Source organism: Arthrobacter sp. MYb213 (genome assembly GCF_002979915.1).
In the GTDB taxonomy this organism is placed as follows: Bacteria; Actinomycetota; Actinomycetes; order Actinomycetales; family Micrococcaceae; genus Glutamicibacter.
Genome location: NZ_PCQA01000002.1, coordinates 207,843 through 233,255 on the forward strand (window position 1 = coordinate 207,843; position 25,413 = coordinate 233,255).

Below are 25,413 nucleotides of genomic sequence, written 5' to 3' on the forward strand. Positions count from 1 at the left end.
AACGAGATTCTCAGCGTGGCATCAATTTGCTAATACGATTCAGCAACGCGCGTTACTACGCTGAAAAATAAGGTAACGCACATCACTTGCAGGTGTCAAGAGCGCGTCTTCCCGATAGCGCAACGAGCTCAGGGTGAAACACTTCTGAGCGCGCGACAACACCAGCGATCAGAGAGGGATTTCAAAGTTCTACTAAGTCTTAGCGCAAACGCCAAGATCGATTCACACCCGAGGCACTATGGCGCTGAGGATTTTGGCACACGAGATACGCGGGGTGCACTAGCCAACTAGCTCAACGAACACAGTCCGGGCAGGCTTATTCGCCCTTCATTGAATCTCGCTCAATGAGCGGCATATCGATTTGATGTTCGCCAGGCTCCAGCTTCCGATCCAGCAATAGATCAACCGCCAGGGCTCCCATTTTTTCGTAGGGAAGGCGAATCGAAGTGAGTCGCGGACGCAGATAACTGGCAATGATCTCATCGTCAAAGGAAAGAACTGAGAGATCTTCGCCAGGCACTAGCCCCTTCTCGGCGAGCGCCTGAAAGACGCCCATGGCCACACGGTCATTGGCACAAATAATTGCGTCGGGTCTAAAACCCTCGGCTAGCATCTGCGTTGTTGCCGCGTACCCATCGGTGGGATTCCAGTCCTCAAGTACCCAATTACCCAGGACTTCGAGGCTCGATTCAGCTAAAGCCCCGCGCAATGAAGCAAAACGGCGAGAAATGCTTGGATAAGTTTCCGGATCCTTTTCGGCACCTTCCAGCGCACCGATCAACGCAACGCTTCGGGCCCCGGATTCAAGAACACGTTGCACTGCCTGAGCACCAGACATCGCCTCATTGGGCAGCACTGCCACACTCGGACTTTCATCCAGCCCGTTAACCAGCACGGTAGGCAGCCCAGTCTGCGGAAGCTTCAAATCCCTTCGCCGAGAATCCATGAATCCAAGGATCAGCCCGTCAACATCACGGTGCGCCATCTGCTCGATGGCTTCAACTAGCTGATCAGGCTTCCCAAATGTTTCAGCGATAAGCACCGTATGGTCACGCTTCTCTGCCGCACTCAAGATTCCGGTGATCATTTCAGAAGCGAAGCGAGTGACCGTGACTTGGTCGGAGATGAGACCCAAGGTACGAGTCTTACCGCTTCTCAGTGACTGGGCGGCAACATTGGGGCGGTAACCCAATTCCTTAGCTGCTGCCCGAACTCGCTCGGTCGCTTCGACTGAGAGCCGTGTACCTGGCTTGTTATTCAGGATGAGGCTAACTGCCGCCTTAGACATCCCCGAAGCTTCCGAAACGTCAGCTATTGTTACCCGCTTGGCTTTAGGAGTATCCACGTTTCCTTCTTGAGACTGGTTGCATGCAATTATTCGAGCCTAGCGTATTGCAGTGTTCCATTCACGCTGTTAGAGTCATGTGCTAAATGCATTTAGCGGATTCTGAAAAGGTGGCATCCTTGCCTGAAACACAGCAGGTCGCGGCGAAGCGGCCACAGTTACACTTCACTCCACAAAAAAACTGGATCAATGATCCCAACGGTTTGTTCTTTGACGGAACGCAATACCATCTGTACTTCCAGCACAATCCCTACGGCGTTGGCCACGGCTACATGTCGTGGGGGCACGCGGTCAGCACCGATCTGGTGAACTGGACCGAATTGCCTATTGCGATTTTGCATGGCGATGTCGCTGACATCTTCTCCGGCTCCATCGTGGTGGACCATGGCAATGCTAGCGGTCTGGGAGACGGCAAAGTTCCACCGGTCATTGCGCTCTACACGGCAGCTGCCAAGGATGACACTAACCAGTCCCAAGCAATTGCCTATTCCCTTGATGGCGGAAGCACCTTCACCAAATATGAGCGCAATCCGGTTCTTGACCGTGGCTCCAAAAACTTCAGAGACCCCAAAGTATTCCGTTACGAATCCGCGCAGGGTTCATACTGGGTCATGGTTGCAGTTGAAGCAATCGAACGGCGGGTGCTGTTCTACCGTTCCGAAAACTTGATCGACTGGACCGAGCTTTCCAGCTTTGGCCCGCAGGCAGCGACCGGTGGAATTTGGGAATGCCCGGACCTCTTCCAACTTCCAATTTCCGGCACCGAGGAACTCAAGTGGGTTCTTATTGTCTCGCTGAACCCAGGCGGTGTGGCCGGTGGCTCGGGTACTCAATACTTCGTCGGCGAATTCGACGGCACCACCTTCACACCTGACCAAAATCATGACGCATGGGACAGCTTCGCCTACGACTCGTTGAGCCAAGGTGACTGGCTTGACTGGGGCCGCGACTTCTATGCAGGAGTTAGCTTTCACGGCATGTCCGTACACCGTCAGATCTTGATCGCTTGGATGAGCAATTGGGACTATGCGCGGGAACTCCCCCATGACGGTTGGCGCGGTTCCATGAGCGCCGCACGTCAGCTGGATCTGGTTGCGGCAATGGATGGCAAGTTTGAAATCCGCCAGCACTTCCTTGGGTTGCCGGCAACCGGCACAATGCCACCCCAGACGGTGAGTGGCGAAGACCGTATTGAGCTCGGCTCCCCTACTCTGCTTGAACTCACCGTTGCTGGAAACTCCAGTGAGCAGTCAGTGCTTTCCTTGCACCGCTCAGATGACAGCCTCATCAGCGAAATCAGAATTGACTCGGCACTGCTCCAGCATCATCGCACCGCGGGCAAGGTAGAACATGATCTTTATGCTTCCACCCAGCGCATGCCATTACCTTCCGGTCTGGATGAGCTACGTGTCCGGGTATTACTGGATCATGGTTCCATTGAGATTCTCGCGGCTGATGGCCGCTGCTCACTAACTGACCAGCTTGCTGGCGAAGCGGCGCCAGCCTATGGGACACTTCGCCTAGCCGAGGGCAAGAATGCAACATTCTCTGTCCTACCCTTGGCGGTCAAGACCTTGGAGGTCAACGCATGAGCAGCGTTACCGTGATCGGTGAGTCCCTCGTTGATGTCGTGAGCGATTCTGCGCATCCGGGTGGCTCACCGCTAAATGTCGCAGTAGGGCTTGCCCGGCTCGGCCACGACGTTCAGTTCTACACCGAGTTCGGGATAGATCCCTATGGAATGCAGATCGCCGCGCATCTAAATCAGGCCGGTGTCCTGGTAGCCCCGGGTTCTATCACCCAACGATCCACCTCGGTGGCACAGGTCCAGATGGATGAGCACTCCAATGCCCACTACACCTTTGACATCCACCAGCAGATTCCCGAAGTACGCGCGGTTGAAGGTAATCAGCTGTTGCATACCGGTTCTATTGCTGCATGGATTGAGCCCTCGGGCGAGAGAATTGTCGAAGCCTTTAGCCAGGCGACCGACCGGACCCTGCGTAGCTACGACCCGAACCTGCGACCGGACCTCGTAGAGGATAAAGAAGTCACCCTCCAGCGTATTGAGTTGTTGATGAGCCTTAGCCACATCGTGAAGCTCAGCGACGTTGATGGCCAATGGCTATATCCCGATCTTGAACCGTGGCAGGTTTTGGAACACGTAGCCAGTCTTGGTCCAGCATTGGCCGTGATGACTCAAGGTGGCGACGGCTGCCTAGCTCTAGCTTCTGGCCAACGCTACGATATTGCCGCTTTCCCCACCACTGTCGCTGACAGTATTGGGGCCGGCGACGCCTTCATGTCTGGACTTCTCTACGGAGTTTTAGCGCGCCCACAACTGGCTCAGTCGCTTCGCAGCGAAGCGCCGGCGGCAACCGCCGATGTTGAGGATGCACTACGGTATGCGTTAATCTCGGCAGCATTGACTGTGGCGCAGCCGGGAGCCAATCCCCCATGGCTCGAAGAGTTCACCCGCGCGATTAAAAACTGACAACGTTTCACCACATTAAGAAAGAATCCAGGTCAAAGATGGCTGGTCTAACAACAACACTCCGTAACCCAAATTATCTCCAAAGCTCCTTCTCGATGCTTTTGTTCTTCGCATCATGGGGTATCTGGTGGTCATTTTTCCAAATTTGGCTCACCAGTGAGTCCGCTGGTCTAGCGCTGACTGGCGCACAGGTTGGTACCGTCTACTCGGTGAACTCGCTGGCAACACTGATCTTGATGTTTGCCTATGGTGCCATTCAAGATCGTCTTGGCGTGAAGAAGACTCTGGCTATTGTTCTGGCCTCAGTAACCGCCCTAATCGGGCCCTTTTGCACGTGGGTCTACCAGCCACTATTGCAATCCCATTTCTTGACCGGTGTGGTTCTCGGTGCAATTGTGCTTTCGATTGGTTTTCTTGCAGGTGTTGGTCTTTTTGAAGCTTTGACCGAACGCTACAGCCGCCGGTTCAATTTTGAATACGGGCAGGCGCGCATGTGGGGGTCCTTCGGCTACGCCGTGGTTGCCTTGGCAGCTGGCTTCCTGTTCACCATCAACCCCATGTTGAACTTCTGGATCGGTTCGGTACTGGGAGTCATCCACCTGTTGTTGCTGGTTTTCGCACGCACCAAAAAGCAGCCGGTCAGCGCCGCACATGCGGGCACCGAAATCCTGTCCTCTGCATCCACACCTACTATTCGCGAGATGTTCGCACTCTTCCGATTGCCTAGTCTCTGGCTGATCATTTTGTTTGTCATGCTCTCTTGGACTTTCTATACAGTCTTCGACCAGCAGATGTTCCCCGGCTACTACACGGGACTATTTGACTCTCCTGAGACCGGTCAGCGGGTATACGGAATTCTGAACTCGGTGCAGGTCTTTGTGGAAGCCGCCATGTTGGGAATCATCCCTCTAGTCATGCGCCGGATTGGTATCCGTTCGGCATTGCTTTTGGGCGTGGCCATCATGTTTGTTCGCATCTTGGGCTGCGCGTTGGTTGATGATCCTTTGTGGGTCTCGGCAATTAAGATGTTGCACGCAGTTGAGACTCCGCTGTTCATCTTGCCGATTTTCCGATACTTCACGCTTCACTTCAACCCTGCACTGTCAGCAACCCTGTACATGGTTGGGTTCCAAGTATCAGCTCAAATCGGCAACGTATTACTCTCCACTCCCCTGGGCATGCTCCATGACCGGATGGGCTACCAGCAAACCTTCATCACCATCTCCGTGGTGGTATTGGTTGCCGGAGTATACGGTTTCTTTGCACTGAAAAAGGATGACCAGCAAGTGGATGGCGACCCTTTCTTACGACATTCAAAAACTGTTGTAGACGCTTAGCTGAGTCGGCAAAAGTAACTTGTTCCAGCAAAGGGAGATCCACCATCAATTCTTGATGGTGGATCTCCCTTTGCGTTATTCGAAAGCTGAACCAGCTTCTCTAAGGCATCCAGCTCATGCAATAGTCGAGATTTTCAACAACGCTTTTGGCTGCAGCTTCTGGATCACCAGCTTCGATGGCGTCGACCAGTGCTTCATGGCCCGCGTGCAAGCAGCCGTCGAATCCGTCGGCTAGCCGCTGTACCATTTTGGTGCCATGGAAAACATCGCCGAAGCTCTCATAGATCTCATGCATCAGGGGAACTCCAGACGCACTGGCCACCTCCAGATGGAACTGCCAATCGGCTTGCGCCCAAGCTTGGAAATCCTGTGCTTTCCAGGCCTCGGCCCGTTGCCCCAGTAATATCCGCAACCGCTGGACCACCTGCGCATCGGCAGCTTTCGCAGCCAGCCGCGCAGATTGCGTATCCAAGGCAAAACGCACCTGCAGCACGTCCTGGTCGGCATGTTCTCGATACACGCGTTGCGCGGTCCCGCTGATTTCGCTGGTGGCTCGCACATACGTGCCATCGCCACGGCGAACCTCGAATACTCCTGTTCGGGCCAAGGCCTTGATTGCCTCGCGCAGCGTACCGCGGGATACACCCATTTCTGCGATTAGCTCTGGTTCCGCGGGAATCCGGTCCCCCACCTTCCAACGCCCGTGCGCTACGGCGTCCTGCAACTTAGCCACCACCTCATCGGCCAGTGGTGGGCGCAATGGCATCTTACTCATGACCGCTCCACCTCAGCCGAGCCGTCCACTTCGGTCAATTGCCGGGCATCAGCCTCGGTACGCAGGCCTCCTAGCTTGTAACAGAACAAGAGTTGGACAACCGCAAAGGCCAACATGATTGCCAGCCCGGTAGTCCATGAATTTAATGCACCTTGCAAGAGCCCCAGGACGAATGGCCCAATCGCAGCGATCAGGTAGCCGACGGATTGGGCGACCGTGGACAGTGCAGTGGTCTCCTGTGCGCTTCCGCCGCTGCGGCTGAGCATAAGCATGACCAGCGGGAACACCCCAAAGCCAAGACCAATGAAGACCGAGGTGAGCAAGGAAAGTTCTACCGGCAAGAGTAGCAAGGCGGTGAACCCGAGTACCGAGCAACTGGTGGTCACGACGAACGCAATACGCAACAAGCTCGGCTTCGAGGCCATCCAGAGCATCACCATGACAGTTGGGATGCTTACTGCCTGCACGATTCCCAACATCAGGCCGGCAGCTGCCGGTTCAAGCCCGCGAGAAATAAGGATATGGGGCAACCAGCCAACCACGGTGTAGACCAGTAGCGACTGGATGCCGAAAACAGTGGTGAACAACAGGCCTCTGCGCGTAAGCAACAGTGGCCAGGTAGCTACATGCGCACCGGGCTGGGCAGCTGGGCGCTTTCCTGAAAGAGACAGCGGAATGAAGACCAATAAGGCCAGGCCTGCGGGAATCGCCCACAAGGCCAAGGCAGTAGTTGGCGAGCCTGCCTGCACTGCCAACGGAACGCTGACCGCGGAGGCCAGCGTCGCGCCGATGGACATGGTGGTTGTATAGACAGCGGTCATCGAAGCAGCGCGGTTCCCGTGGTGTTCCCGGATGAACGAAGGCATGGCGACATTGCAGATGGACAGTCCACTCATTCCCACTACGGTTCCAGCTAGCAAGGCCCAGGTTGAATCGACAACGCGCAGCGCCAAACCGGCAGTCAGCAGCAGCAAGGAGATAGCGATCCCGAGCTCGAGTCCGGTACGGCGGATCACCATGCTCGTCGCAGCGCCAGCGATCGCAAAGCAGAGAACAGGGATCGTGGGCAGTAGCGCGGCAATGAATGTGCCGTAGCCCAGCATGTCCTGCAGGTCGTGGAAGAGCGGCGAAGCCGAGGCGATGCCCATGCGCAGGTTCAGCCCGACGAGAATTACCGCTGCAACAGCAAGGGCACCCGCGCGCCATGAATGCTTGCGGGCCGGGCCGGTAGGCGACGGGAGTAAAGGTTCAGATGAGTTGTCGATCACGTTTAAACATTAGACGTTTGATGTTTATCCCATCGAATTCCGTGACCTATTCCACAGATACGTCAACGTGGGTATCCGAGGTTCCTGTTCAGTCGTTTTATTTATGCGCAGGGTAAGCCAGCGACTTCCAATGTTCATTGTTTCGTCACTAGCCATCCCTATGCTCTAGGGGTTATCGGCCAACCAACTATGTGGCTGGCTAACCAATAAGAGTGAAAGGTGCTTGCGTGAGCAATTCTTCTTCTGTCCCCCGCCGTGGAGTACTAATTGGTGGCACCGCTGCCGCGATTACCGGACTATTCGCCGCCAACAGCGTGGCCGCGTCCGCAGCACCGGCAAAGAAGCCGGGAACGGCCCCTAAGCCAAAACTGAAGTTCGCGTCAGACGGCAAGTTCAAGATCGTTCAGTTCAACGACACCCAGGATGGTCCGCGTACCGACCGGCGCACCATCGAACTGATGGAAAAGGTCCTAGATACCGAGAAACCTGGCTTCGCACTCATCAATGGTGATGTCATCAACGGTGATTCCAAGACCACTACCGATGTTAAGCAGGCTATCAACAACGTTGTGCAGCCAATGGAGTCCCGAGGGATCCCATGGGCGCTGACTTTCGGCAACCATGATGAAGACTCAATGCCTAACGGCACGAATATGTCTGACGCCAAGATTCTTGATTTTATCCGCAGCTATAAGTTCAACACCAACTCGAAGAATGACAAGATCTATGGGGAATCGAACTCACAGCTGCTAATCGCTTCCTCGAAGAGCTCCAAGCCAGCCTTCGGCATCTGGCTACTTGATTCGAACCGCTACGCTCCAAAGACTGTGGGCGGCCAGGACTTTGAAGGACTCATGTCCTACGACTGGATCCGACCAGAACAGATCGCCTGGTACCGTGAGGCTTCCAAGGCTACCGAATACCGTTACGGCAAGGTCCAGTCGTTGATGTTCTTCCACATCCCACTGTGGGAACACCATCACATGTGGTTCGGCTCCCAATTCACTTCGAACGAGGCGGATCACGAAAAGGCGGTCAAAAAGCACTCCATCGTTGGAGTGAAGAACGAGGGCATCTACACCGGTGCGTTCAACTCCGGCCTGTTCACCGCGTTGCAAGAACGTGGTGATGTACGAGGCGCTTACTGCGGGCACGACCACGTCAATACCTACATGGGCAACTACTACGGAATTGAGCTTGGCTACGGTCCTGGTACCGGCTTCGGTACCTACGGACTAGGTGACGCGGAGAACCACCATCTGCGTGGCGCTCGTGTCTTTGAACTCGATGAAAACAAGGATGGTGTTTACACCGGCACCCGCACCGTGTTCGCCAAGAAGCTAGGGCTTGACATGGGCACTCGGGAACAGGCTCTCGACGAACCGCTGCCACTGCCTTAACCCAAATCTACTCAGAGCCGTTGACCCGCGGGACTTGTCTGCATGGCAGGACCAACGGGGTCTGGGCCTAAATGTCCGAGGTCTTATGGATGTCGGGGACGGGCTGCGAGCCAACGTCCGCCGGCTCCACGAAGTCACCGACCCTATGGGCGTAGATCTCTACTGCGCAGGCTCGAACCCCTTTGCCGCACCAACTTCTTAGCCGGTGACTGACAAAGAACGCTACGCAAACCTCATTGACCGCACCCAGTGGTGGGGACGCCAAATGGTCATCGATGACATCTCCGAAATTCGCTGGGACGTCCGCCCGGTCAACCGCCTCGGTACCGTGGAAATGCGTATCTGCGACGGCATGAGCTCACTCGAAGACATCTCCGCCATCACTGCATTAACCCAGTGCTTGGTCCACGACATGTCTATGTCTCTTGAAGCGGGCTACAAGATCCCTGTTATGCCAGCGTGGCACCGCGTCGAGAATAAATGGCGCGTAGCCCGCTATGGCCTAGACGCGATCATTATTCTCAACGCCCAAGGTGACGAAATATTGGTAACGGACCACCTGCGCAACGAGGTGAAGCGTCTAGCTCCGGTGGCTGAACAGCTCGGATGCCAAGACGAACTTCAAGGAATCATTCGCCTCATTGAGCGCGGTGCCGGATACCAGATCCAACGGCAGATTTTCGCGACTACAGGCGGCGATTTCCAAGCCGTCGTCAAGGACAACGTTGCGCAAATGAACGCTGTCTAAGTGGCTCTTAAAAGTAAAGCGTGGTGCAGGATGCCTAGAATCTAACCTGCCAGTTGCTCCCAGAGCAGCCACTACGTGACTCACAGCCTTACTTAATTTTCGGGGTCACCACGCTGAAAATCAAAGAGTCTCACCTGAGAACAGGCACAACCGGTCTCCCCAGATCCGAGCATGATCTACACCGCACCCAACCGTGCATTCCACAACCCCAAATCAATAAGCATTCTGTCCCAATCATTTGCCGCCAGTCTGGCGACGAATGATGAGACACCCAAAATAGTTCACTTCATTCAGCGTGAACTGAATCTATTGGGACCTAAATCATGCCTACGATGAAGTCAACACAGGGACAACCCGTTATAGAAGATATCTGCATGCAGGTCTGGGGCATCCCTATGTGTCAGGATTGGTGAGAACTAACAATGCGCGTGGGTTTAAGGGACGAGTACTGGAGCGGTGGGCGTATGACAAAAGATGCTACGAGCACCAGACAACAGGGCAAGGTAAAACGTGCTCACATGATATCCCGCGGGTACCTCCAACCTTGGGGGGACAGCCGGAAGCAGGTAGATGTGATCGATGTTGAGAAACGTCGGGGCTTCACAACGGGAGTGGTCAACGCAACAGTTGTGAACTATGCCTACGATCCTTCCCTGCTGACACATGATTTAGAAGATCAATTCCAGAAAATCGAAAGCCGTGGGATTCCTGCACTCGTCAAGCTCAGATATGGTCATAGGTTGGAGACAGAGGAGAAGACCAGCGTTGTTAGTTTTCTCGATATGCACCTCGATCGAGGAAGATACGCTGATCAGGCTCAGGTGAGTACGTCTGCACTGGTTCTCAAAACGGGAGGCCGGATGGAACATGAAAATTTGAACCTTGGTGACCGGTTTCTACTATCTCAGTCCCTGAAAGATGTCACGAGATTGTCGTCCATGAAGCTTGAAAGTCTTCCTTGGAAAGTTCATGAAGCAGAAGGACTTGTAACCGGAGATGGAGCAGTCATGCTTTGGCGCAAAAGCGCTGGAAGCCGGATCGTTGCTGTTACTTTCCCAATGTCTCCCAACAAGTTACTCGTTATTGGCAACGATTTTGTTCCCCTTATTAGCGAACACCTCAATGATTTAATGACAAGGAAATGTCGCCGTTGGATCGTCGGTGCTCGTGGAAGTCTGAACTTAGGCTGGGCCACATCCGACGATTACTAGAAATTTTGTGAACATAAGAATGTGTTGGCCGTTACCCCTTATGGCAACTCTTAGGTACTTAGCTGCGAAGTCGAAGTCACTTATTTAGAGAATTTTCGGCGGCCAAGAAATCCCGGAGCATCTCGATTTGGCCGAGAATTTCGTCAAAAGTAACCAGTCGAAGACTCCCAAGGTTCTCGCGGTAAAGTTCGAATGAATACTTCTTCGCATCATTGTCTAGTTGGGTTGATAGTCCTGCAACTACAAAACATCGCGGCTTAGTACTTTTCCAGGCGTAGCTATTTATTCGTTTTTTGTCGGCTCTTCGTGCTGAATCAGTTTTCGTGCCTGGTCGAGCACTTGAACGACAGAGCCTCCAATTTCTGAAGGAATCTTGTAAACACCCCCACGATAAGTGGATGCGGAGATGAGTTGTGTATGTGGCTTTTTGATTTCCACGATTGCTACATTGCCTGTGAGTTTGTTCATCATCAGGTAGTCGGTGATTTTTCGTCCCTTCAGACTCTTTGAATCGTCAACTATATGAGTTTGGGAATCTAATAGTGCAGTCGGTTCCGCCAAAAAGCAGCTGTAGTGCGAAAATATTTCTTTCGAAGAATTTTTGCCACCAACCTTCCGGATGTTTTCTTTCTATAGCATCGCCGAACTCAATGATCAGTCGATCTAAACTGACCAATTGAATGTCCTATTGGAGTTCCGCCAGTTTCTCCGGTTGCTCAGCTGCGATCTGAGTCGCGTTTTTTGCTGTAGCTGAAACCAATGCATTCTGTTCTTAGATGTTAAGAGGTTGCATGCCGGACGCAACTTTGGTCATCCATCGGGAGTCGGCGTATCTCCCGAACGATATGGTTTTCGGTGTCAAGACGAGGGCACTGGCCAGTTGGTTGTGAACGTATGCCTCCCTGACGCGACCTACTGCCATCGCTCCACGAGTGCCAATCCGGTTCAGCTCAGATCGGATTTTGCTGAAAATTTCAAGTGGCAAGACAAAGTGATCTCCGGCGATTCGCGTAGCGTTGGAATCCTCAAATACAAGGCCGCTACACCAAGTTTGTTGTTCGATCAGCGAAATAAGTGGACGGCACAATTTACTCAGCCCAAGACCATACTCGGGTGACTTTGAGAATCCTTCAGGGAGACACCCAGAATTTCTCCCAGCTCCTCAGTTCCTTCAAAGTCGCGAGGGAGGACAATTCGACGGATTTGATCATATTTCGGACCCAAATCTCCAGTCATTCCGCCTGCAGTTTTTATGGGGAAGATTATCAGTCGATGATTTGTGGAATCAGCTTCAATTATCTGAATTCGCGTCGTCGGAGACTGGCCGTCAGGAGGCGTCTTTTCCGAGAAAGACGAGGGTATAAAATATCCGCGTAGGATACCTTGATCATCCCATCTGCCGTGTTCAAGATCTCCTCTGGAAACATTTTGTAACCCGTATGCTGCCACCCAATGACCAACTTCCACACGATTCCAGAAATCGTCTATTCAGACTATGTCAGTTCGCAACGGACGATGCGAAACTAGAACAACAACTGTACAGCCATGGTTACCAGTTTCGAACACCGGAATGGAATTTTAAGACGTGTATAAAGTGCATCTTTCTTCTTCGAATAGTAATGATCGTGTGCAGTCGAATATACGTGAATTAATTTGTGCGAAATCTACAAAAGGCTGCGGTGGGCACCCACAGTTGGGAAATAGGGACGCCAAGTTATCAATAAACAACCGGCAGATTCTGATGACGTCATCATCGCACTCTGCTCCAACAGGCTCCGCCGGGGCCCCGAAAGAACCGAAAGAAAAGTAAACAACGGCTAACCATCAGGAATTTTTAGTCATGCATTCACAGCCGACTGCGGGCAGCTGATTTCTTCATCAGCTTCTTTGGCGAGCATGCCTTGGATTGTCGGCTTCGTTTTTGAAAGATCCAAAATCAAATTGAAACGCGTAGCGCGGCAACGGTACTGCGGCCAGACGCAAAGGTGCCCTTCGCGCTTCCTAAGGAAGCACGAAGGGCACCTGAATCTTATTTAGCCCAGCTGGGATCAAACGGTTCGCACAGTCCTTCGATGGGTTGGAACTCCTGAGGGTTCAATCCCTGCAGTTCCTCGGGCCCGTCGGCTTGCCCGCTAGCCCAATACCAGTACGCCTCTTTACTGATCGCCAAGCTTCGCGCGTCACGCGTGCGATACCAGCATGCGGTTACGTCCCCCTCGACGTAGGTGCAGTACCCAAACAATTTTCCTTGCTCGTCTTCGGCCTGTGCGACGGCGAAGATGATGTATGGCCAGGATCCAAGGTCCCACCCGACTCGGCCCCACAAAGCTAGTTCGTGCCAATCGGTTCCGGTGAGGCTTTCCATCCAGTCATACCCTTCACCGTAGACGTCGCGCTGAGGCGTGGCTGGGACGGTGACAGCTTCCTGGGTGTCTTTGGTTTTCCTCTGCATCTTTGGTTCCTTTCGCCTTGGGCGAGAGGGACAGAGAACTAACCACCTGCTCAACGACTCCCTCAGTTGTTTTTTGCCTGCTGACGAAATGAAATGAAGCGGGGTCAGCCGGAAAACCCATCAACCCGCTAGGGGTGTGAAAGCAATAAAATCCTGGGTCGGAAGAAGCGACGAAGGAGCGCGGTCCAAGAATTTTTGGTGGAGCACGCCCGAAGCGCAGCAAGTGGCTTGTGGGTTTGGAGGTGGCCCGTACACTCCGAAGGACAGCAGCAAAAAATGAAAAAACCGGACGCATTCCGGTCAACAGTCGGCCGCGCCAGCGGACGCCCGTTTCTTCCAGACAGACGATCTGGGAATCTATAGAAATCCGTAATCAGAAGCGATCAGCAGTCCGAAAGGTCTTACATCTCTAGGCAGCGGAGCCTGCCTTAGCGATTCAACTCCGAGTAACAACTTAAAACTACTTATTTTCCAGGACAAATAAGTTCGCATGACGAATAATAAGTATTGATTGTCATCGACAAAATATCAGATACAAGGACCTGAACACTGAGGTTAATTCATAACTCAAGTTAATGACATTCACCACTTGACCACAATAAACATAGAAAAATCGGCTTGAACGGTTAATAATGGAAGCGTCTAAACAACCCAAAACCGAACAAGCCGATGGACTACAAGTATATAACTGGACTGCCCCTACCCAAATTCATGGAACTACAAGACAGGATCGCCCAGATCCTCGATGGCAGGCCCCGAACCCCAGAAACCGCCGGTGGACGTCCCGTGGCGCTGAGTCTGCATGAACAGCTTCGCCTCGTCTTAGAGATCCTACGGTTCAATCTCCGCCAAGCTTACGCTGCAGCGAAGTACGGTGTCAGTCAACCGACTGTCTCACGGATCTATCGGCGCTTCATGCCACTGATCAGCCAAGCGTTGTCCTTTGAAGCACCCGAGATCCACGCGGCCTTAGCTAAAGGTGAATCGTTGATCGTGGATGGTACTGACGTGCCCGTTCGTAAACATAAGCCTGCTATCAGGACGCATTATTCCGGGAAGAAAAAGCGTCATTGCGTTTCTGTCCAGGTCATCACCACGCTGGGAGGCAGAGCCTTGCATGTGAGTGAGCCAGTACCTGGGCGTATTCATGATAGGAATGCTCTCAGCTCCACCGGAGTTGAGAAATTGCTTGCCGGGTCACCGTATCTAGCTGATCTGGGATATCAAGGAACCGGCGCGATGATCCCTTACAAGAAAGGTCATCGCCCTGGAGCTGGTGAGTTGATTGAGCATGACAAGGTGTTCAACAAGCAGCTATCCAAGTATCGTGCGTCAGTAGAACGCGGCAATTCGCATCTGAAGAACTGGAAAATTCTCTCCGAGATTTACCGAGGTGTGTTCCATGAGTTGCCGGTGGTGATTCGGATTGTTTCACGGCTCGAATTCTTCCGGGACAACGTCCTGGGAACGAGGTATTGAATAGACCTCACTAGATTTTCACATTCAATGAGATAATACTCGTATGTCTAATAAGATTTTACTTCCTCATATCTTGACCCAGTCGATCAAGATCACCACTTTGTCTGCCGATGAGGAGGAGATAGAAACTGGCACTGGATTTACAGTCACCAATCTAGACGCGACGTGGTTAGTAACCAACAGGCATGTGCTCATTGGCCGAAAGCCTGGTACTAATGAATACACTGATCTAGGTAGGCGTCAGCCTACCAAAGCAAAAATTACTTGGGTTGAAGATGATCTTAGTTCAAGAAATTTAGTCATTGAACTTTTCTCAGAAGACAAATCAGAGCTCTGGATCGAGCATCCACCACTCGCACATGCTTTGGATCTAGTGGCTATCCAGGTTCCCAGCAATACATTTGTTGATGTGGATCTATTGCCGAGCCCCGATGATGATCCAGGCTACGTGGTAACTTCAGGTGATCCGATCGTAGTAATTGGCTTTCCGTTCGGACTCAGCGCGGGATTAGATGGACTCCCCATAATGTTTTCAGGAATTGTTGCTTCGCCACCAGGAATTTTAATCAATGAGCAGCCTCGGTTTTTGATCGATAGCAGGACAAGACCCGGCTTGTCAGGTTCTCCGGTTTACTATTACCCAAATGCTTCCGCACTTCGCAAAGGAGCAAGCAATGAGGTTCATTTCCCTTCTCCTAAATTCTTGGGTCTGTATTGCGGCCGGGTTAACGACGATTCGGATCTTGGGTATGTCATTGACGCATTCGAGATAGCTCGCACCATTGTCCACAAACGTCCTGGCGTGCTATTTGTATAGTCCACCATTAAGATCCGCGCAGTTTCGCAAAAATCTACAGGCAGTATTCGATGCCGCATTCGTGTCGACATTTTCCAAGTAGTAATAGTTCCCCGCGCATTTCTGTTTTGCTGACGTGCTCCGACATCGACAAGTAAGGTCTTGCAACCTATGCGTTGCAAGACCTCTCACCCTTCTCACTCGCTCAGGTTGAAAATCTCGAATGTTCAACATCCTGAAGTTCTTCCAACCATGTATTGCAACTGGTCACGTGAATTCGGAGTAGCAGCTTTGGTTGCGAAACACTTCCGTAACGGGTTATTTAGAGCGAAGCCGGTTAGACATAGCCATCTCCGAAGCCAGCCAGAACTGCCTGTTGCCCAGAAACTCTTCCACTGCTTCTAGCAGTAAGGATTTCGCCTGTATATTTCACTTGTACCTTTAATAAGAACAGCAACAAAAACCAGGAGAAACATGCAGATTGGCCACGGCATCAAAGACAAGCATGTCGCCAAAGTGCTTGTCACGGTACACCCATATTTATCGGACGGTGAAGAAGTCAGGGCCATTGTCAAAGGGGGCACAAAATTTTTCTCAGAGCTCATCGTTCTTACGAGTGTAAAGATCATCGAAATTGATGCAGGAGGAGAAGCAACCTCAAAACTGGGATACTCTGAATTTGATCCGGAAGACTTTCTGATCAAAAAATCTGACAGCAAGTTAGTCACCAAGTTGCTTTCCGGAACTGTGCTCAAATGGTCATTCAATGCCTTCAAAGGGTCCACCGAAGATAGAGACCTATTCCTGAGTATTGTTGATCCCATTGCCCGAGCGCAGGACAACACTTTTATGCAGACAAATATCGTGCCCGGTGACCCATATCCGCAAGCACCTGATTCGCCTAAAGTAGGTACCCCGGTAGTGGCAGGGACCCATTATTTGACCGCCCGGGATTTACCGGATGATCTATGGGCAGGCATTCTACTGCCGCTCGGGAAACCTCGAAAGAAGGCTACCAACGCGATACTGAGGATGGGGCACAACGGAGAACGCCCTTGGATGGTTCTTGTATCGTTCACTGCCGGGTTGATTGCTGCTTTTGATGACAGGTTGGTGGTCATCAAGACTGGTGCCTGGAATAGTTTTGGAGCAGGTTCTTTTGGTGGTGAGCGTTCGGCAACCATCTATTACTCTGACATCACCGGTATTGAGTACAACTCGGGTTTGATGATGGGCGTACTGGAAATCCTGACACCAAGCTACTCAGGAAGCGCAAATAAAGACTATTGGAAGGGGTCTACTAGCTCCTTCAACGCCGACGCTAACAATCCTTTCACGTTGAGTAACACCCTGCCCTTGGATAAGTCGGATTACAACAAAGCGTTGCCCGAAATCAATGAGCTACGTCGGCGCATCGCAGAATCCAAGAAAGTCATTGTGCATATGCCCGCACCCGTGCCGGTAACCCAAGAACCTTCATTGGGAACAAGGTTGCGAGAGCTCAAAGACTTGCATTCTGAAGGTATCCTAACTGATCAAGAATTTAGTGTAGCCAAAGAAAAGCTCCTCGGTTAAACAAAAGCATCATAGTGAAAAACCCATTGCTGTTGACCCTGATTTATTGTTTTAGGTGGCTGCATTCGGTCCAACACGTCTTTGCGCTTCTGCTCGAACTCAACAGCGATGTTCCTGCCACGATTACGAAGCTTTTCAAGCTCTCTACCAATTTTTGGTAAGCGACTTGATAGCCGGCGTTGGAGTTTGAGCAGAACATCAAAGCTCGGAAGAAGACTAATTCTTAGCGCGAAGAGGTAAGCACTCAAGATATTAGATGACGGAAAATGTGTCCGCTATTTGCGGGCAACCCCCTACACATTCTAAGTCGGCTTCATTAGCTTCTGCCCGTCTGCTCTCAATTCACCGGTGGGGGAAACATGACGGTAAAGAGTTTGCCGAGTGATTCCCAGTTCTTCACAGAGCACCCCTACCTTCGTTTCTTTGTGCCCCATGGCAGCCATAGCTAACCGGACCTTGGCAGGAGTCATCTTGTACGGCCGGCCACCTTTATGACCTCGAGCGCGGGCCGAAGCCAAACCGGCCTTCGTGCGTTCCGAGATGAGCTCGCGCTCAAACTCGGCCAGGGCGGCAAAGATGCCGAAGACCAGTTTTCCCGAAGCGGTCGTGGTATCAATCGCAGCGCCTTCACCAGTGAGCACTTTGAGCCCGATCCCCCGCTCGGTCAGATCATGCACCGAGTTCACCAAATGCCGCAGGTCTCGGCCCAGACGATCGAGCTTCCACACCAATAACGTGTCACCAGAACGCATACCTTTTAAACAGGCAGCGAGTTGAGGTCGATCGTCTTTACGTCCTGAGGCCTGATCCTCGTAAAGATTCTGCTCTTCAACTCCGGCACTTAGAAGAGCGTCCCGTTGCAGATCCGTACTTTGCGATCCGTCCGCCTTCGAAACTCGCATGTAGCCGATCAGCATAGATTTACCCTCTTGTCATTTATACGGTCGTTTACGTGACACTAAAATCGCAAGAAAACATACCACGATCACAAACTGTCACTTATTCCGTTACTTATTCTAAGTTATACAAAGGGACCGAATTCTAGATATATAACAACCTACTTAGAAATATTGGAAAATAACGGATTGCAGGCTCGGCAACGCGGGTCCGCTTCGCACACGAGGATCAACGGCAATAAATACGATTGTGGACCACGCTGCATGGTGGTGAAGCTGGTTTTTGACAGACCTTGGTCGCGCTGTAACCCGGGGTAACGTAGAACAGAAATCTGCGGTGTACTCCATTTATATGTATTATTCTTTCGCGAGAAGGATGGACGAGAGGGAAATGCCATGGCCTCAAACAGTTTGGCTTCCTTAAAGGGAGTAGCCCAAGAAAAGGTGGAGCGGTATACGTCCACGACCTTGGGATACGCCTTCAATACCTACGACCGCCAAGGTGAGTTGGACCTCCCCCTTACGCCGACCGACGTACTCATGGCTAATCTCCTAAGCCTTAAGCTCAGCGCCCGAGAGGTCATTCCGCTATTCATGGATGATGACGGACCACCCCAGCTTCTCCGAAAGTCACTCGACAACGCTTTAACCGACCTGCGCGACGCCGCCCCCTTCGAGTCATACGATGAGCTACCAGCACTCGAACAGGCAGTCGAAAGCCTCGCCGCGGCCAATACGGCCGCCATAGAAGTCAAATGGTGGACCGCCATAACCGTGTCCAAGGTCTTGCACCGACGCCGACCGCACATAGTCCCGCTGCTAGACTCGAGAGTGCACGAATTCTATGGGACAAAGAATCCACAGCAGGCCCGCAAAGCGCTCTGGGAGGATATTCGGAAGAATTCCGACTGGCTGAGTGACCTTGCCGCGACAAAAATGACGCCCGACGAACGCCCGCTTTCGCTCCTTCGGTTGGCAGATATTTTGATATGGACACCCTTACCGACACAGAACCTGAGCGATCAGCCCATTCAAGAAACGGCTGCCAGAACCATCTGTTGATAGTGTCAGACTAGGCTTCGAGATCTTCAATCTCATTCGTCAACGAATCAGAAAAGGACCCAGCTATGACTCCGAAGACAAGCTGTATCTGACGTTAGTCTGGGGTATACCCCAAACAGACATATGGAATCTGGCACGCCGCACTAAGCTGGGACACATGACGGGTGAACTCGACGAACTCTTCTCGGTGGCACGTTCAACCGTTCACCACGCCCTCAATAGCGCCAGCCACATCACCGGATAGATCCGCAAGAGCTGCCGTTCATACGGGCACCAAGCGCGGACAGGTCGTTAGCGAGAATTTCCGTACGAATTTCCCCAGCCGCTGGGACCGTCTACCTTACTTATACGTCGTACAACGTTGCTTGAGCCCCGAGAAGTTTGCTCGAGTCTGCCAGGTTTTTTTGCATAAACTCACTTGTCACAATCTGACAGGGTTTTTCATCTGTGAGATCGTGGAGTCACTATGATCACCAAGGTTGTTATCCACGGATACCGTAAATTCCGTCACTTCTCCGTCGATCCCGATCCCACGATGAATATCATCATCGGCGACAACGAGGCCGGCAAGTCGACCCTACTTGAGGCAATCGCCCTAGCTCTCAGCGGACGGATCGACGGCCGTTGGGCAAACGATGAACTCAACCCCTACTGGTTCAATGCAAGAGATGTGCGCGACTACTTCGCTGCATACGCACAAAACCCCAAAACCCCAACACCGTCCATCAGCATCGAGCTCTATTTAGACTCTAATGACCCTGACGTTCAGCGGATGCGCGGGATCCACAATTCCTTGCGGAACGATTGTCCCGGGACCAAGCTCGAGGTTGTCCGCAATCCTGACTACGACGAGGAGTTTGCTGCCTACATGGCAGACCCTAACCGTCCCAACGTTTTGCCGACTGAGTACTTCGAAGCAACCTGGAAAGACTTCAACGACATACCGCTACGACGCCGGCCGACGGCACTGGGGCTTTCAGTGATCGATTCACGTACGATCCGTTCGAAGTCCGGAGTCGACTACCACACTCGGGAGATCCTCAGTTCATTCCTTGAACCGAAGGAACGAGCTGCGATCTCGGTAGCCCATCGCAAATCACGGTACGAGATGACAACGTCTGTACTCAACAGCCTCAACGACAAGATACGAGAGGGGTCAGAAGCTCTTCACGATGCTCCAATCGGCTTAACCATGGATCAGTCCGCTCGCGCTTCATGGGAGTCCGGCGTCGTACCCCAAGTAGGCGAAGTTCCTTTCGTTATGGCTGGCCAGGGCCAGCAAGCGTCGATCAAGGTGGCCCTAGCCATGAAACGCCGAGCCGAGTCTGCCCGCACCGTGCTGATCGAGGAACCTGAGACCAACCTGGCCTATAGCCGTCTCCAGAAACTACTCAACCGGGTTGAGGTTCTCGCAGGCGAGAGCCAACAATTGTTCATCACGACCCATAGTTCCTTCGTTCTCAACCGCCTCGGCCTCAACAAACTGATCTGCCTGCATGGTGACGCCACCAGTCGCCTCACCGATTTAGGCGATGGGACTGTTAGTTATTTTAAGCATCTCTCGGGGTACGACACCCTACGTCTTGTTCTGGCAAGCCGGCTTGTCCTCGTTGAAGGACCATCCGACGAGATGATCTTCAAACGAGGCTACTTCGACAAATATCGGAAGTACCCCGAATCCGATGGCATCGACGTCATCTCGATGAACGGAATTACCTTCAAGCGAGCACTTGAACTGTGTGCTCGCCTCGACCGCGATGTCGTCGCTCTCCAAGACAACGATGGCACTCCAGCTGCCGAGATCATTGGAGAGCTCAGCGAGTACACCTCAGAAATCCGGCAGATTTATGTCGGGGTTTCGACACTCGGTAAGACCCTTGAACCTCAGCTGATCCAGGTCAACGGTGTCGAAAAAATGCGGAAGATACTGGGCTTGCGCGCTCAGGACAATCCCGAGACGTGGATGCCCAATCACAAGACCGAAGGCGCCCTGCGGATCCTCCAGTCGCAGGAAACCGTGGTCATGCCTCCATACATACAGCAGGCAATCGAGCACTTCGCATGAACCGTTCCATTTTGGCCGTAGCCGGCGGACGCAAGACTCAGTCGATCGTCGACGAATGCGGGTCATGCTCGGAAGACCACCGTATCCTTGTGCTCGGATACACCACAGCAAGCCAGGACGAGCTCGCCACTCGGATTCGAGCTACGGGCGTCCACGGTCATCGCGTCGAGGTGATGGGTTGGTTCGCTTTCCTCTTACAGCACCTCGTCCGCCCGTATCTTCCCCTCCTCTATGAGGGACGCCGTTTGGCCGGTCTCAACTTTGATGGCGATCCAGGCCGGTACGCGAAAGACGCGGAGCGGTTCCTCGACAAAGATAGTCTTGCTTACAAGCTCCATCTCGCCAAGCTCGCTCATGACGTCATGGTCTCGAGCAATGACAGCGCAATCGACCGCTTAGAGCACATCTACGACGAGATATACATCGACGAGGTACAAGATCTCGGCGGATGGGACCTTGAAGTTGTTCAAGCTCTATTGCAGTCAAGACTTAGGATCACGATGGTCGGCGATATGCGGCAGGCCTTGCTCTCTACCAATATTCGAGACCCGAAGAACCGGCAGTACCGCAAAGAGAAGATCTTCGCATGGTTTCAGCTGATGGAAAAGAAAGGCCTCCTCGAGATCACACAGAAACCAACTACATACCGCTCGAATCAGGTCATCGCGACATTCTCAGACTCCATTTTTGATCCGTCTCTCGGCTATGCACCGACGGTCTCGGCATCGACAGAGACGCACCCGCACACAGGCCTCTTCACCGTCCGAGAATCCGAAGCCATCGCATATGCTCAGAGCCTCGGAGCTCTGTGCCTCCGTCACAGCAAGTCAGTTGCCAAGCACCTAGACCTTCCTTTTCTCAACTTCGGTGTTACCAAAGGCCGCACCGTTGACCATGTGTTGATTTACCCAACCGAAAAGGCACATAAATTTCTCTCTGAGGGCACCCAACTTGAGGGCGGCGCCGCCTGCTCTCTCTACGTCGGTGTCACGCGTGCAAAGCACAGCGTCGCATTCATCAGCGACGAACAACTTCCCAACTTCACCGCTTGGACGCAACAGGCCCCAAGATGGTCGACGTTAGGAGCTTGACTCTTCGCCGCTGGTGCAGATAGAGCTGGAAATCAATCGGGAACGGATCACCAATTCAGTTTCCAAACGTCGGGCAGTGGGCGAGGATTTGGGCGGGCGGTGGGAACGGTTCGCCAACAGCCCGATCGATGATAATGCCGGACGCCTGATCGATGCCGCCCAACATCATCCGGCCACCAAGGTGGCTCGGGACATGGACATGACCTCAGCCTCCTTGTACCGGCACACCGCAGGGGTCGCAGCGCAACACTGGATCACTACCCAGGGCTGATAGTTGTCGGGCGGAGATCGCTATAGAAATACCAGGTCTAAACGATCGCAATCCAGCACCTAGCGCCAACCTCTGTGCCGACCCCAAGACCGAGACCGGATAGGTGGCACGAATAGCCTTCACGAACTTTCACCTTGCAGCTCGGGCTACTCGCAGGCACAGGTGTTCCCGGCTACACACTGTGTCGCGTGCGAACCGATGAATCAGGAAGTGTTAGTTATCGCCGGTATCATCAGAAGTACTCAGAAAAATATCAGGTGGAGCGCGTTTCTCGCGCAAAGGAGATACATCAGATGGCAAAACCGGCTACGAAGCTGAAACCGGCGAAGACCCTCGAACAGACTCTGTGGGAGACCGCCGACAAGCTGCGTGGCAACCAAGAGCCCAGCGAGTACAAACATGTGGTCCTGGGCCTGGTTTTCCTCAAATACGTTTCGGATCGATTCGAGGAGCGACGCGAACAACTCAAAGTGGAGCTCGCCGCTGACGGAATCAAGTCAGAACGCATCAATTCGTTCCTCGAAGAGAGAGATGAGTACACCAGCCACAACGTTTTCTGGGTACCTGAGAAGGCGCGGTGGGGCATGATCCAGGACTCTGCGAAGCATCCGCAGATCGGCGAGATTATCGACAATGCGATGGACCTCATCGAGAAGGAGAACCCGTCTCTGCGCGGCGTCCTGCCTCGCAACTACGGTCGCGAAGGTCTGGACAAGCGTCGCCTCGGCGAGCTGGTCGACCTCATCGGCTCGATCGGCTTCACTGAGATGGACGACCACGGCGCAGATGACGTGCTCGGCCGTGTCTACGAGTACTTTCTCGGACAATTCGCCGGCAAGGAGACTGGCAAGGATGCCGGTGCCTTCTACACACCCCGCTCGGTGGTGAAGACCTTGGTCGAGATGCTAGAGCCTTACAGGGGACGCGTATACGACCCTGCTGCGGGGTCAGGTGGCATGTTCGTGCAGTCGGCCGAGTTCGTGAAGGCACACGGCGGCAAACGCACCGACATCTCTGTTTACGGTCAGGAGTTCACTGACACGACGTGGAAGCTGGCGAAGATGAACCTCGCGCTGCGGGGCATTGAAGCAGACATGGGGAGCCACTCGGCTGACTCGTTTGGCGAGGATCTCCACCCTGACCTACGCGCTGACTACGTGATTGCAAACCCGCCGTTTAACATCTCTGACTGGTGGGATCCGAAGCTTGCGGATGACCCACGGTGGCAGTACGGCACCCCGCCGCAGGGAAACGCGAACTTCGCGTGGGTGCAGCACTTCATTTATCATCTCGCCCCCAATGGAACCGCAGGTTTCGTCCTAGCTAACGGATCCCTCTCGTCTAAGAGCGGTGGTGAGGGCGAGATCCGCCGCAAGCTTGTCGAGGCCGGTCTCGTGGATTGTATCGTAGCGATGCCTGACAAACTGTTTTTCAACACCGGCATTCCGGTCTCGCTCTGGTTCGTGTCAAAGGGTCGCGATGGCAACGGGCACCGCGAACGTCGTGACGAAGTGCTGTTCATCGATGCCCGAAAGCTCGGCAGTATGGAGACTCGGCGCCTGCGAGTATTGGCCAATGACGACATCGAGAAAATCGCAGGCACGTACCACGCCTGGCGAAACCACGACGGCGGCTACGAGGACGTGCCTGGCTTCGCGAAGTCAGCGAATTTCGATTTGATCGAGAAGCACGATTTCGTGCTCACGCCCGGCCGGTATGTCGGGGCCAAGGCGGCGGAGGTCGATGACGAGCCGATCGGCGAGAAGATTGAACGTCTCACTAAGGAGCTGTTTGCGGAGTTCGAGCACGGCCACGAACTGGAAGACCTGGTTAGGGAGCGACTGGGAGCTATTTATGTCGGCTAGCTCTCTCACTGGCGGGGATATTGCCCGCGGTCTTGATGGTGCACTACGTAACGACTGGCCGATCAGACGTTCAAGCGAAATTTTTGAACTTCGATATGGGAAGGCACTGGTTGCTTCGGTTCGTCGGGCCGGTGATGTACCTGTTTACGGCACAAATGGACAAACGGGCACTCATGATGAGCGGTTGTTCACCGGGCCTGGCGTTATCGTCGGGCGAAAGGGAGCCGGACACCTTGGTGTCCACTGGAGTGACAAGGACTTCTGGGTCATCGACACGGCGTACTCGCTTGTCCCTTCAGAAGATGTGGACCTGAGGTTCGCTTATTATCTCGTCAAATATGTGGGGCTAAACCATCTCAAACACGGCACCTCGAATCCGTCGCTGACACGGGATGCTTTCGGTCACCAATATTTCCCTGTGCCACCTAGACCGGAGCAGCGCGCTATTGCCGCGACGCTCGGTGCGCTCGACGACAAGATCGAGTCGAACCGAAGAGCCATCGATTACGCGCAGCGCATTGCTGCGTCGGTGTTTCAAAGCTGGAGAAAAGAAGCCCCAGTTAAGGAGACAACGACCTTCGGGGCGTACACAGAGGTCTTTGGTGGATCGACCCCAAAGACAAGTGTTCCCAATTACTGGGGCGGCGAGCTCGCGTGGACAACACCTACAGACGTCACTGGGCTGGAATCACCCTATTTGTTCGCGACCTCTCGAACAATTACTGAGGCTGGGCTGCAAAGCTGCACAACTCTCATGCACCCCGCAGGAACGATATTCATGACCTCGCGTGCAACCATCGGCGCCTTCGCGATCAACCAAATTCCTGCGGCTACGAACCAGGGCTTCATCGCCGTGCGCCCAAGACGGGAAGATGACCGATGGTTTCTGTTCGAAGAGATGCGGTCAAGAGTCGAGGAATTCATCTACAACGCCAATGGCAGCACGTTCCTTGAAATCAGTCGCGGCAGTTTCAAGGAGCTACCACTCAATGTTCCTCACCCTGATGCAATCGCTCAGCTAGATCGGAGTCTGGAGCCGCTTCACGCCAAGGCTTCGCAGCTCGAAATGGAAGCACAACGCCTTACGGCTCTCCGCGACACACTCCTTCCCGAGTTGCTCACAGGCCGAATCCACGTGCCTGTCGAGGAGCACACCGCATGATCGAGTGGCCGACTACGCTCCTAACAGCGGCCATTTGCACCGTCCTATGTGCGTTGCTGATCGCTGCTGTAGCTCGAATCGCGAGTAAGGCGAAGATTTCGCAAGAGAACGAACCGTGGCT

The 25,413-nt window shown here is 53.3% G+C and carries 19 protein-coding genes and 2 pseudogenes; 15 read left to right on the forward strand and 6 right to left on the reverse strand.

Annotated elements, in window-relative coordinates:
* Positions 1 to 316: 316 nt before the first annotated feature.
* Positions 317 to 1,345 (reverse strand): LacI family DNA-binding transcriptional regulator, encoded by a 1,029-nt coding sequence (locus CQ011_RS05310; RefSeq protein ID WP_146112566.1) that lies wholly within the window; start codon positions 1,343 to 1,345, stop codon positions 317 to 319.
* A gap of 119 nt (positions 1,346 to 1,464) precedes the next feature.
* On the opposite strand from CQ011_RS05310, the gene CQ011_RS05315 reads away from it, so the two are divergent.
* The 3 genes from CQ011_RS05315 to CQ011_RS05325 are packed head-to-tail and all read left to right on the forward strand — an operon-like array spanning position 1,465 to position 5,176.
* Positions 1,465 to 2,937: a glycoside hydrolase family 32 protein gene (locus CQ011_RS05315; protein WP_181148000.1), complete on the forward strand. Its 1,473-nt coding sequence runs from the start codon at positions 1,465 to 1,467 to the stop codon at positions 2,935 to 2,937.
* The gene (locus CQ011_RS05320; protein ID WP_105675411.1) at positions 2,934 to 3,839 is read left to right on the forward strand and encodes a carbohydrate kinase family protein; all 906 of its coding nucleotides are present in this window, start codon (positions 2,934 to 2,936) and stop codon (positions 3,837 to 3,839) included. Before CQ011_RS05315 ends, CQ011_RS05320 begins: the two co-directional genes overlap by 4 nt.
* 38 nt (positions 3,840 to 3,877) lie before the next feature.
* The gene (locus tag CQ011_RS05325; RefSeq protein ID WP_105675413.1) at positions 3,878 to 5,176 is read left to right on the forward strand and encodes an MFS transporter; all 1,299 of its coding nucleotides are present in this window, start codon (positions 3,878 to 3,880) and stop codon (positions 5,174 to 5,176) included.
* A 100-nt stretch (positions 5,177 to 5,276) separates the two neighbouring features.
* Here CQ011_RS05325 and CQ011_RS05330 read toward each other — a convergent pair whose 3' ends face one another.
* Positions 5,277 to 5,951: a FadR/GntR family transcriptional regulator gene (locus CQ011_RS05330; RefSeq protein ID WP_105675415.1), complete on the reverse strand. Its 675-nt coding sequence runs from the start codon at positions 5,949 to 5,951 to the stop codon at positions 5,277 to 5,279.
* Positions 5,948 to 7,219: an MFS transporter gene (locus tag CQ011_RS05335; protein WP_105675417.1), complete on the reverse strand. Its 1,272-nt coding sequence runs from the start codon at positions 7,217 to 7,219 to the stop codon at positions 5,948 to 5,950. Before CQ011_RS05335 ends, CQ011_RS05330 begins: the two co-directional genes overlap by 4 nt.
* A 227-nt stretch (positions 7,220 to 7,446) precedes the next feature.
* Here CQ011_RS05335 and CQ011_RS05340 point away from each other — a divergent pair, with 227 nt between their 5' ends.
* The 3 genes and pseudogenes from CQ011_RS05340 (at position 7,447) to CQ011_RS05350 (ending at position 10,578) form a co-directional block, all read left to right on the forward strand.
* Positions 7,447 to 8,619 carry a metallophosphoesterase family protein gene (locus tag CQ011_RS05340; RefSeq protein ID WP_105675418.1) on the forward strand — a complete coding sequence of 391 codons (1,173 nt, stop codon included), beginning with the start codon at positions 7,447 to 7,449 and terminating at the stop codon, positions 8,617 to 8,619.
* Between the two features lie 97 nt (positions 8,620 to 8,716).
* Positions 8,717 to 9,367: pseudogene (locus tag CQ011_RS05345) on the forward strand (glutamate-cysteine ligase family protein); the annotation flags it as partial.
* A gap of 518 nt (positions 9,368 to 9,885) precedes the next feature.
* Positions 9,886 to 10,578, forward strand: coding sequence for a DUF4238 domain-containing protein (locus tag CQ011_RS05350; protein ID WP_286161119.1), 693 nt, complete (start codon positions 9,886 to 9,888; stop codon positions 10,576 to 10,578).
* 76 nt (positions 10,579 to 10,654) lie between these two features.
* Here CQ011_RS05350 and CQ011_RS18135 read toward each other — a convergent pair.
* Positions 10,655 to 11,139: pseudogene (locus CQ011_RS18135) on the reverse strand (Shedu anti-phage system protein SduA domain-containing protein).
* Between the two features lie 1,468 nt (positions 11,140 to 12,607).
* The gene (locus CQ011_RS05365) at positions 12,608 to 13,030 is read right to left on the reverse strand and encodes a hypothetical protein (RefSeq protein ID WP_105675426.1); all 423 of its coding nucleotides are present in this window, start codon (positions 13,028 to 13,030) and stop codon (positions 12,608 to 12,610) included.
* Positions 13,031 to 13,741: 711 nt separating this feature from the next.
* Here CQ011_RS05365 and CQ011_RS05370 point away from each other — a divergent pair.
* The 3 genes from CQ011_RS05370 to CQ011_RS05380 all read left to right on the forward strand — a co-directional run bounded on the left by CQ011_RS05370 (position 13,742) and on the right by CQ011_RS05380 (position 16,880).
* Complete coding sequence (locus tag CQ011_RS05370; RefSeq protein ID WP_219844188.1) at positions 13,742 to 14,509, forward strand: transposase family protein; 768 nt, start codon at positions 13,742 to 13,744, stop codon at positions 14,507 to 14,509.
* Between the two features lie 43 nt (positions 14,510 to 14,552).
* Entirely contained in the window at positions 14,553 to 15,326 is a 774-nt protein-coding gene (locus CQ011_RS05375; protein WP_105675430.1) for a S1 family peptidase, read from the forward strand.
* A 453-nt stretch (positions 15,327 to 15,779) separates the two neighbouring features.
* Positions 15,780 to 16,880 carry an SHOCT domain-containing protein gene (locus CQ011_RS05380; RefSeq protein WP_105675432.1) on the forward strand — a complete coding sequence of 367 codons (1,101 nt, stop codon included), beginning with the start codon at positions 15,780 to 15,782 and terminating at the stop codon, positions 16,878 to 16,880.
* 302 nt (positions 16,881 to 17,182) lie between these two features.
* On the opposite strand, the gene CQ011_RS05385 is transcribed toward CQ011_RS05380, so the two are convergent.
* The gene (locus tag CQ011_RS05385; RefSeq protein ID WP_105675434.1) at positions 17,183 to 17,797 is read right to left on the reverse strand and encodes a recombinase family protein; all 615 of its coding nucleotides are present in this window, start codon (positions 17,795 to 17,797) and stop codon (positions 17,183 to 17,185) included.
* Between the two features lie 375 nt (positions 17,798 to 18,172).
* Here CQ011_RS05385 and CQ011_RS05390 point away from each other — a divergent pair, with 375 nt between their 5' ends.
* The 6 genes from CQ011_RS05390 (at position 18,173) to CQ011_RS05415 (ending at position 25,292) form a co-directional block, all read left to right on the forward strand.
* The gene (locus CQ011_RS05390) at positions 18,173 to 18,838 is read left to right on the forward strand and encodes a DUF6308 family protein (protein WP_105675436.1); all 666 of its coding nucleotides are present in this window, start codon (positions 18,173 to 18,175) and stop codon (positions 18,836 to 18,838) included.
* A gap of 466 nt (positions 18,839 to 19,304) precedes the next feature.
* Complete coding sequence (locus CQ011_RS05395; RefSeq protein ID WP_105675438.1) at positions 19,305 to 20,903, forward strand: ATP-dependent nuclease; 1,599 nt, start codon at positions 19,305 to 19,307, stop codon at positions 20,901 to 20,903.
* Positions 20,900 to 21,994, forward strand: a complete 1,095-nt coding sequence (locus tag CQ011_RS05400) for a UvrD-helicase domain-containing protein (protein ID WP_105675440.1) — start codon at positions 20,900 to 20,902, stop codon at positions 21,992 to 21,994. Before CQ011_RS05395 ends, CQ011_RS05400 begins: the two co-directional genes overlap by 4 nt.
* A 76-nt stretch (positions 21,995 to 22,070) precedes the next feature.
* Positions 22,071 to 22,265, forward strand: coding sequence for a hypothetical protein (locus CQ011_RS05405; RefSeq protein WP_146112567.1), 195 nt, complete (start codon positions 22,071 to 22,073; stop codon positions 22,263 to 22,265).
* Positions 22,266 to 22,558: 293 nt separating this feature from the next.
* Positions 22,559 to 24,130: a class I SAM-dependent DNA methyltransferase gene (locus CQ011_RS05410; protein WP_105675444.1), complete on the forward strand. Its 1,572-nt coding sequence runs from the start codon at positions 22,559 to 22,561 to the stop codon at positions 24,128 to 24,130.
* Complete coding sequence (locus CQ011_RS05415; RefSeq protein WP_105675445.1) at positions 24,120 to 25,292, forward strand: restriction endonuclease subunit S; 1,173 nt, start codon at positions 24,120 to 24,122, stop codon at positions 25,290 to 25,292. The genes CQ011_RS05410 and CQ011_RS05415 overlap by 11 nt, the downstream gene beginning before the upstream one ends.
* The last annotated feature ends 121 nt before the right edge of the window (positions 25,293 to 25,413 follow it).

Coding starts and splice junctions, on each gene's coding strand:
- CQ011_RS05400 (WP_105675440.1), top strand. CDS start 20,900: ATGAACCGTTCCATTTTGGCCGTAGCCGGCGGACGCAAGACTCAGTCG.
- CQ011_RS05330 (WP_105675415.1), bottom strand. CDS start 5,951: ATGAGTAAGATGCCATTGCGCCCACCACTGGCCGATGAGGTGGTGGCT.
- CQ011_RS05415 (WP_105675445.1), top strand. CDS start 24,120: ATGTCGGCTAGCTCTCTCACTGGCGGGGATATTGCCCGCGGTCTTGAT.
- CQ011_RS05325 (WP_105675413.1), top strand. CDS start 3,878: ATGGCTGGTCTAACAACAACACTCCGTAACCCAAATTATCTCCAAAGC.
- CQ011_RS05410 (WP_105675444.1), top strand. CDS start 22,559: ATGGCAAAACCGGCTACGAAGCTGAAACCGGCGAAGACCCTCGAACAG.
- CQ011_RS05350 (WP_286161119.1), top strand. CDS start 9,886: ATGATATCCCGCGGGTACCTCCAACCTTGGGGGGACAGCCGGAAGCAG.
- CQ011_RS05380 (WP_105675432.1), top strand. CDS start 15,780: ATGCAGATTGGCCACGGCATCAAAGACAAGCATGTCGCCAAAGTGCTT.
- CQ011_RS05385 (WP_105675434.1), bottom strand. CDS start 17,797: ATGCTGATCGGCTACATGCGAGTTTCGAAGGCGGACGGATCGCAAAGT.
- CQ011_RS05390 (WP_105675436.1), top strand. CDS start 18,173: ATGGCCTCAAACAGTTTGGCTTCCTTAAAGGGAGTAGCCCAAGAAAAG.
- CQ011_RS05320 (WP_105675411.1), top strand. CDS start 2,934: ATGAGCAGCGTTACCGTGATCGGTGAGTCCCTCGTTGATGTCGTGAGC.
- CQ011_RS05395 (WP_105675438.1), top strand. CDS start 19,305: ATGATCACCAAGGTTGTTATCCACGGATACCGTAAATTCCGTCACTTC.
- CQ011_RS05370 (WP_219844188.1), top strand. CDS start 13,742: ATGGAACTACAAGACAGGATCGCCCAGATCCTCGATGGCAGGCCCCGA.
- CQ011_RS05365 (WP_105675426.1), bottom strand. CDS start 13,030: ATGCAGAGGAAAACCAAAGACACCCAGGAAGCTGTCACCGTCCCAGCC.
- CQ011_RS05375 (WP_105675430.1), top strand. CDS start 14,553: ATGTCTAATAAGATTTTACTTCCTCATATCTTGACCCAGTCGATCAAG.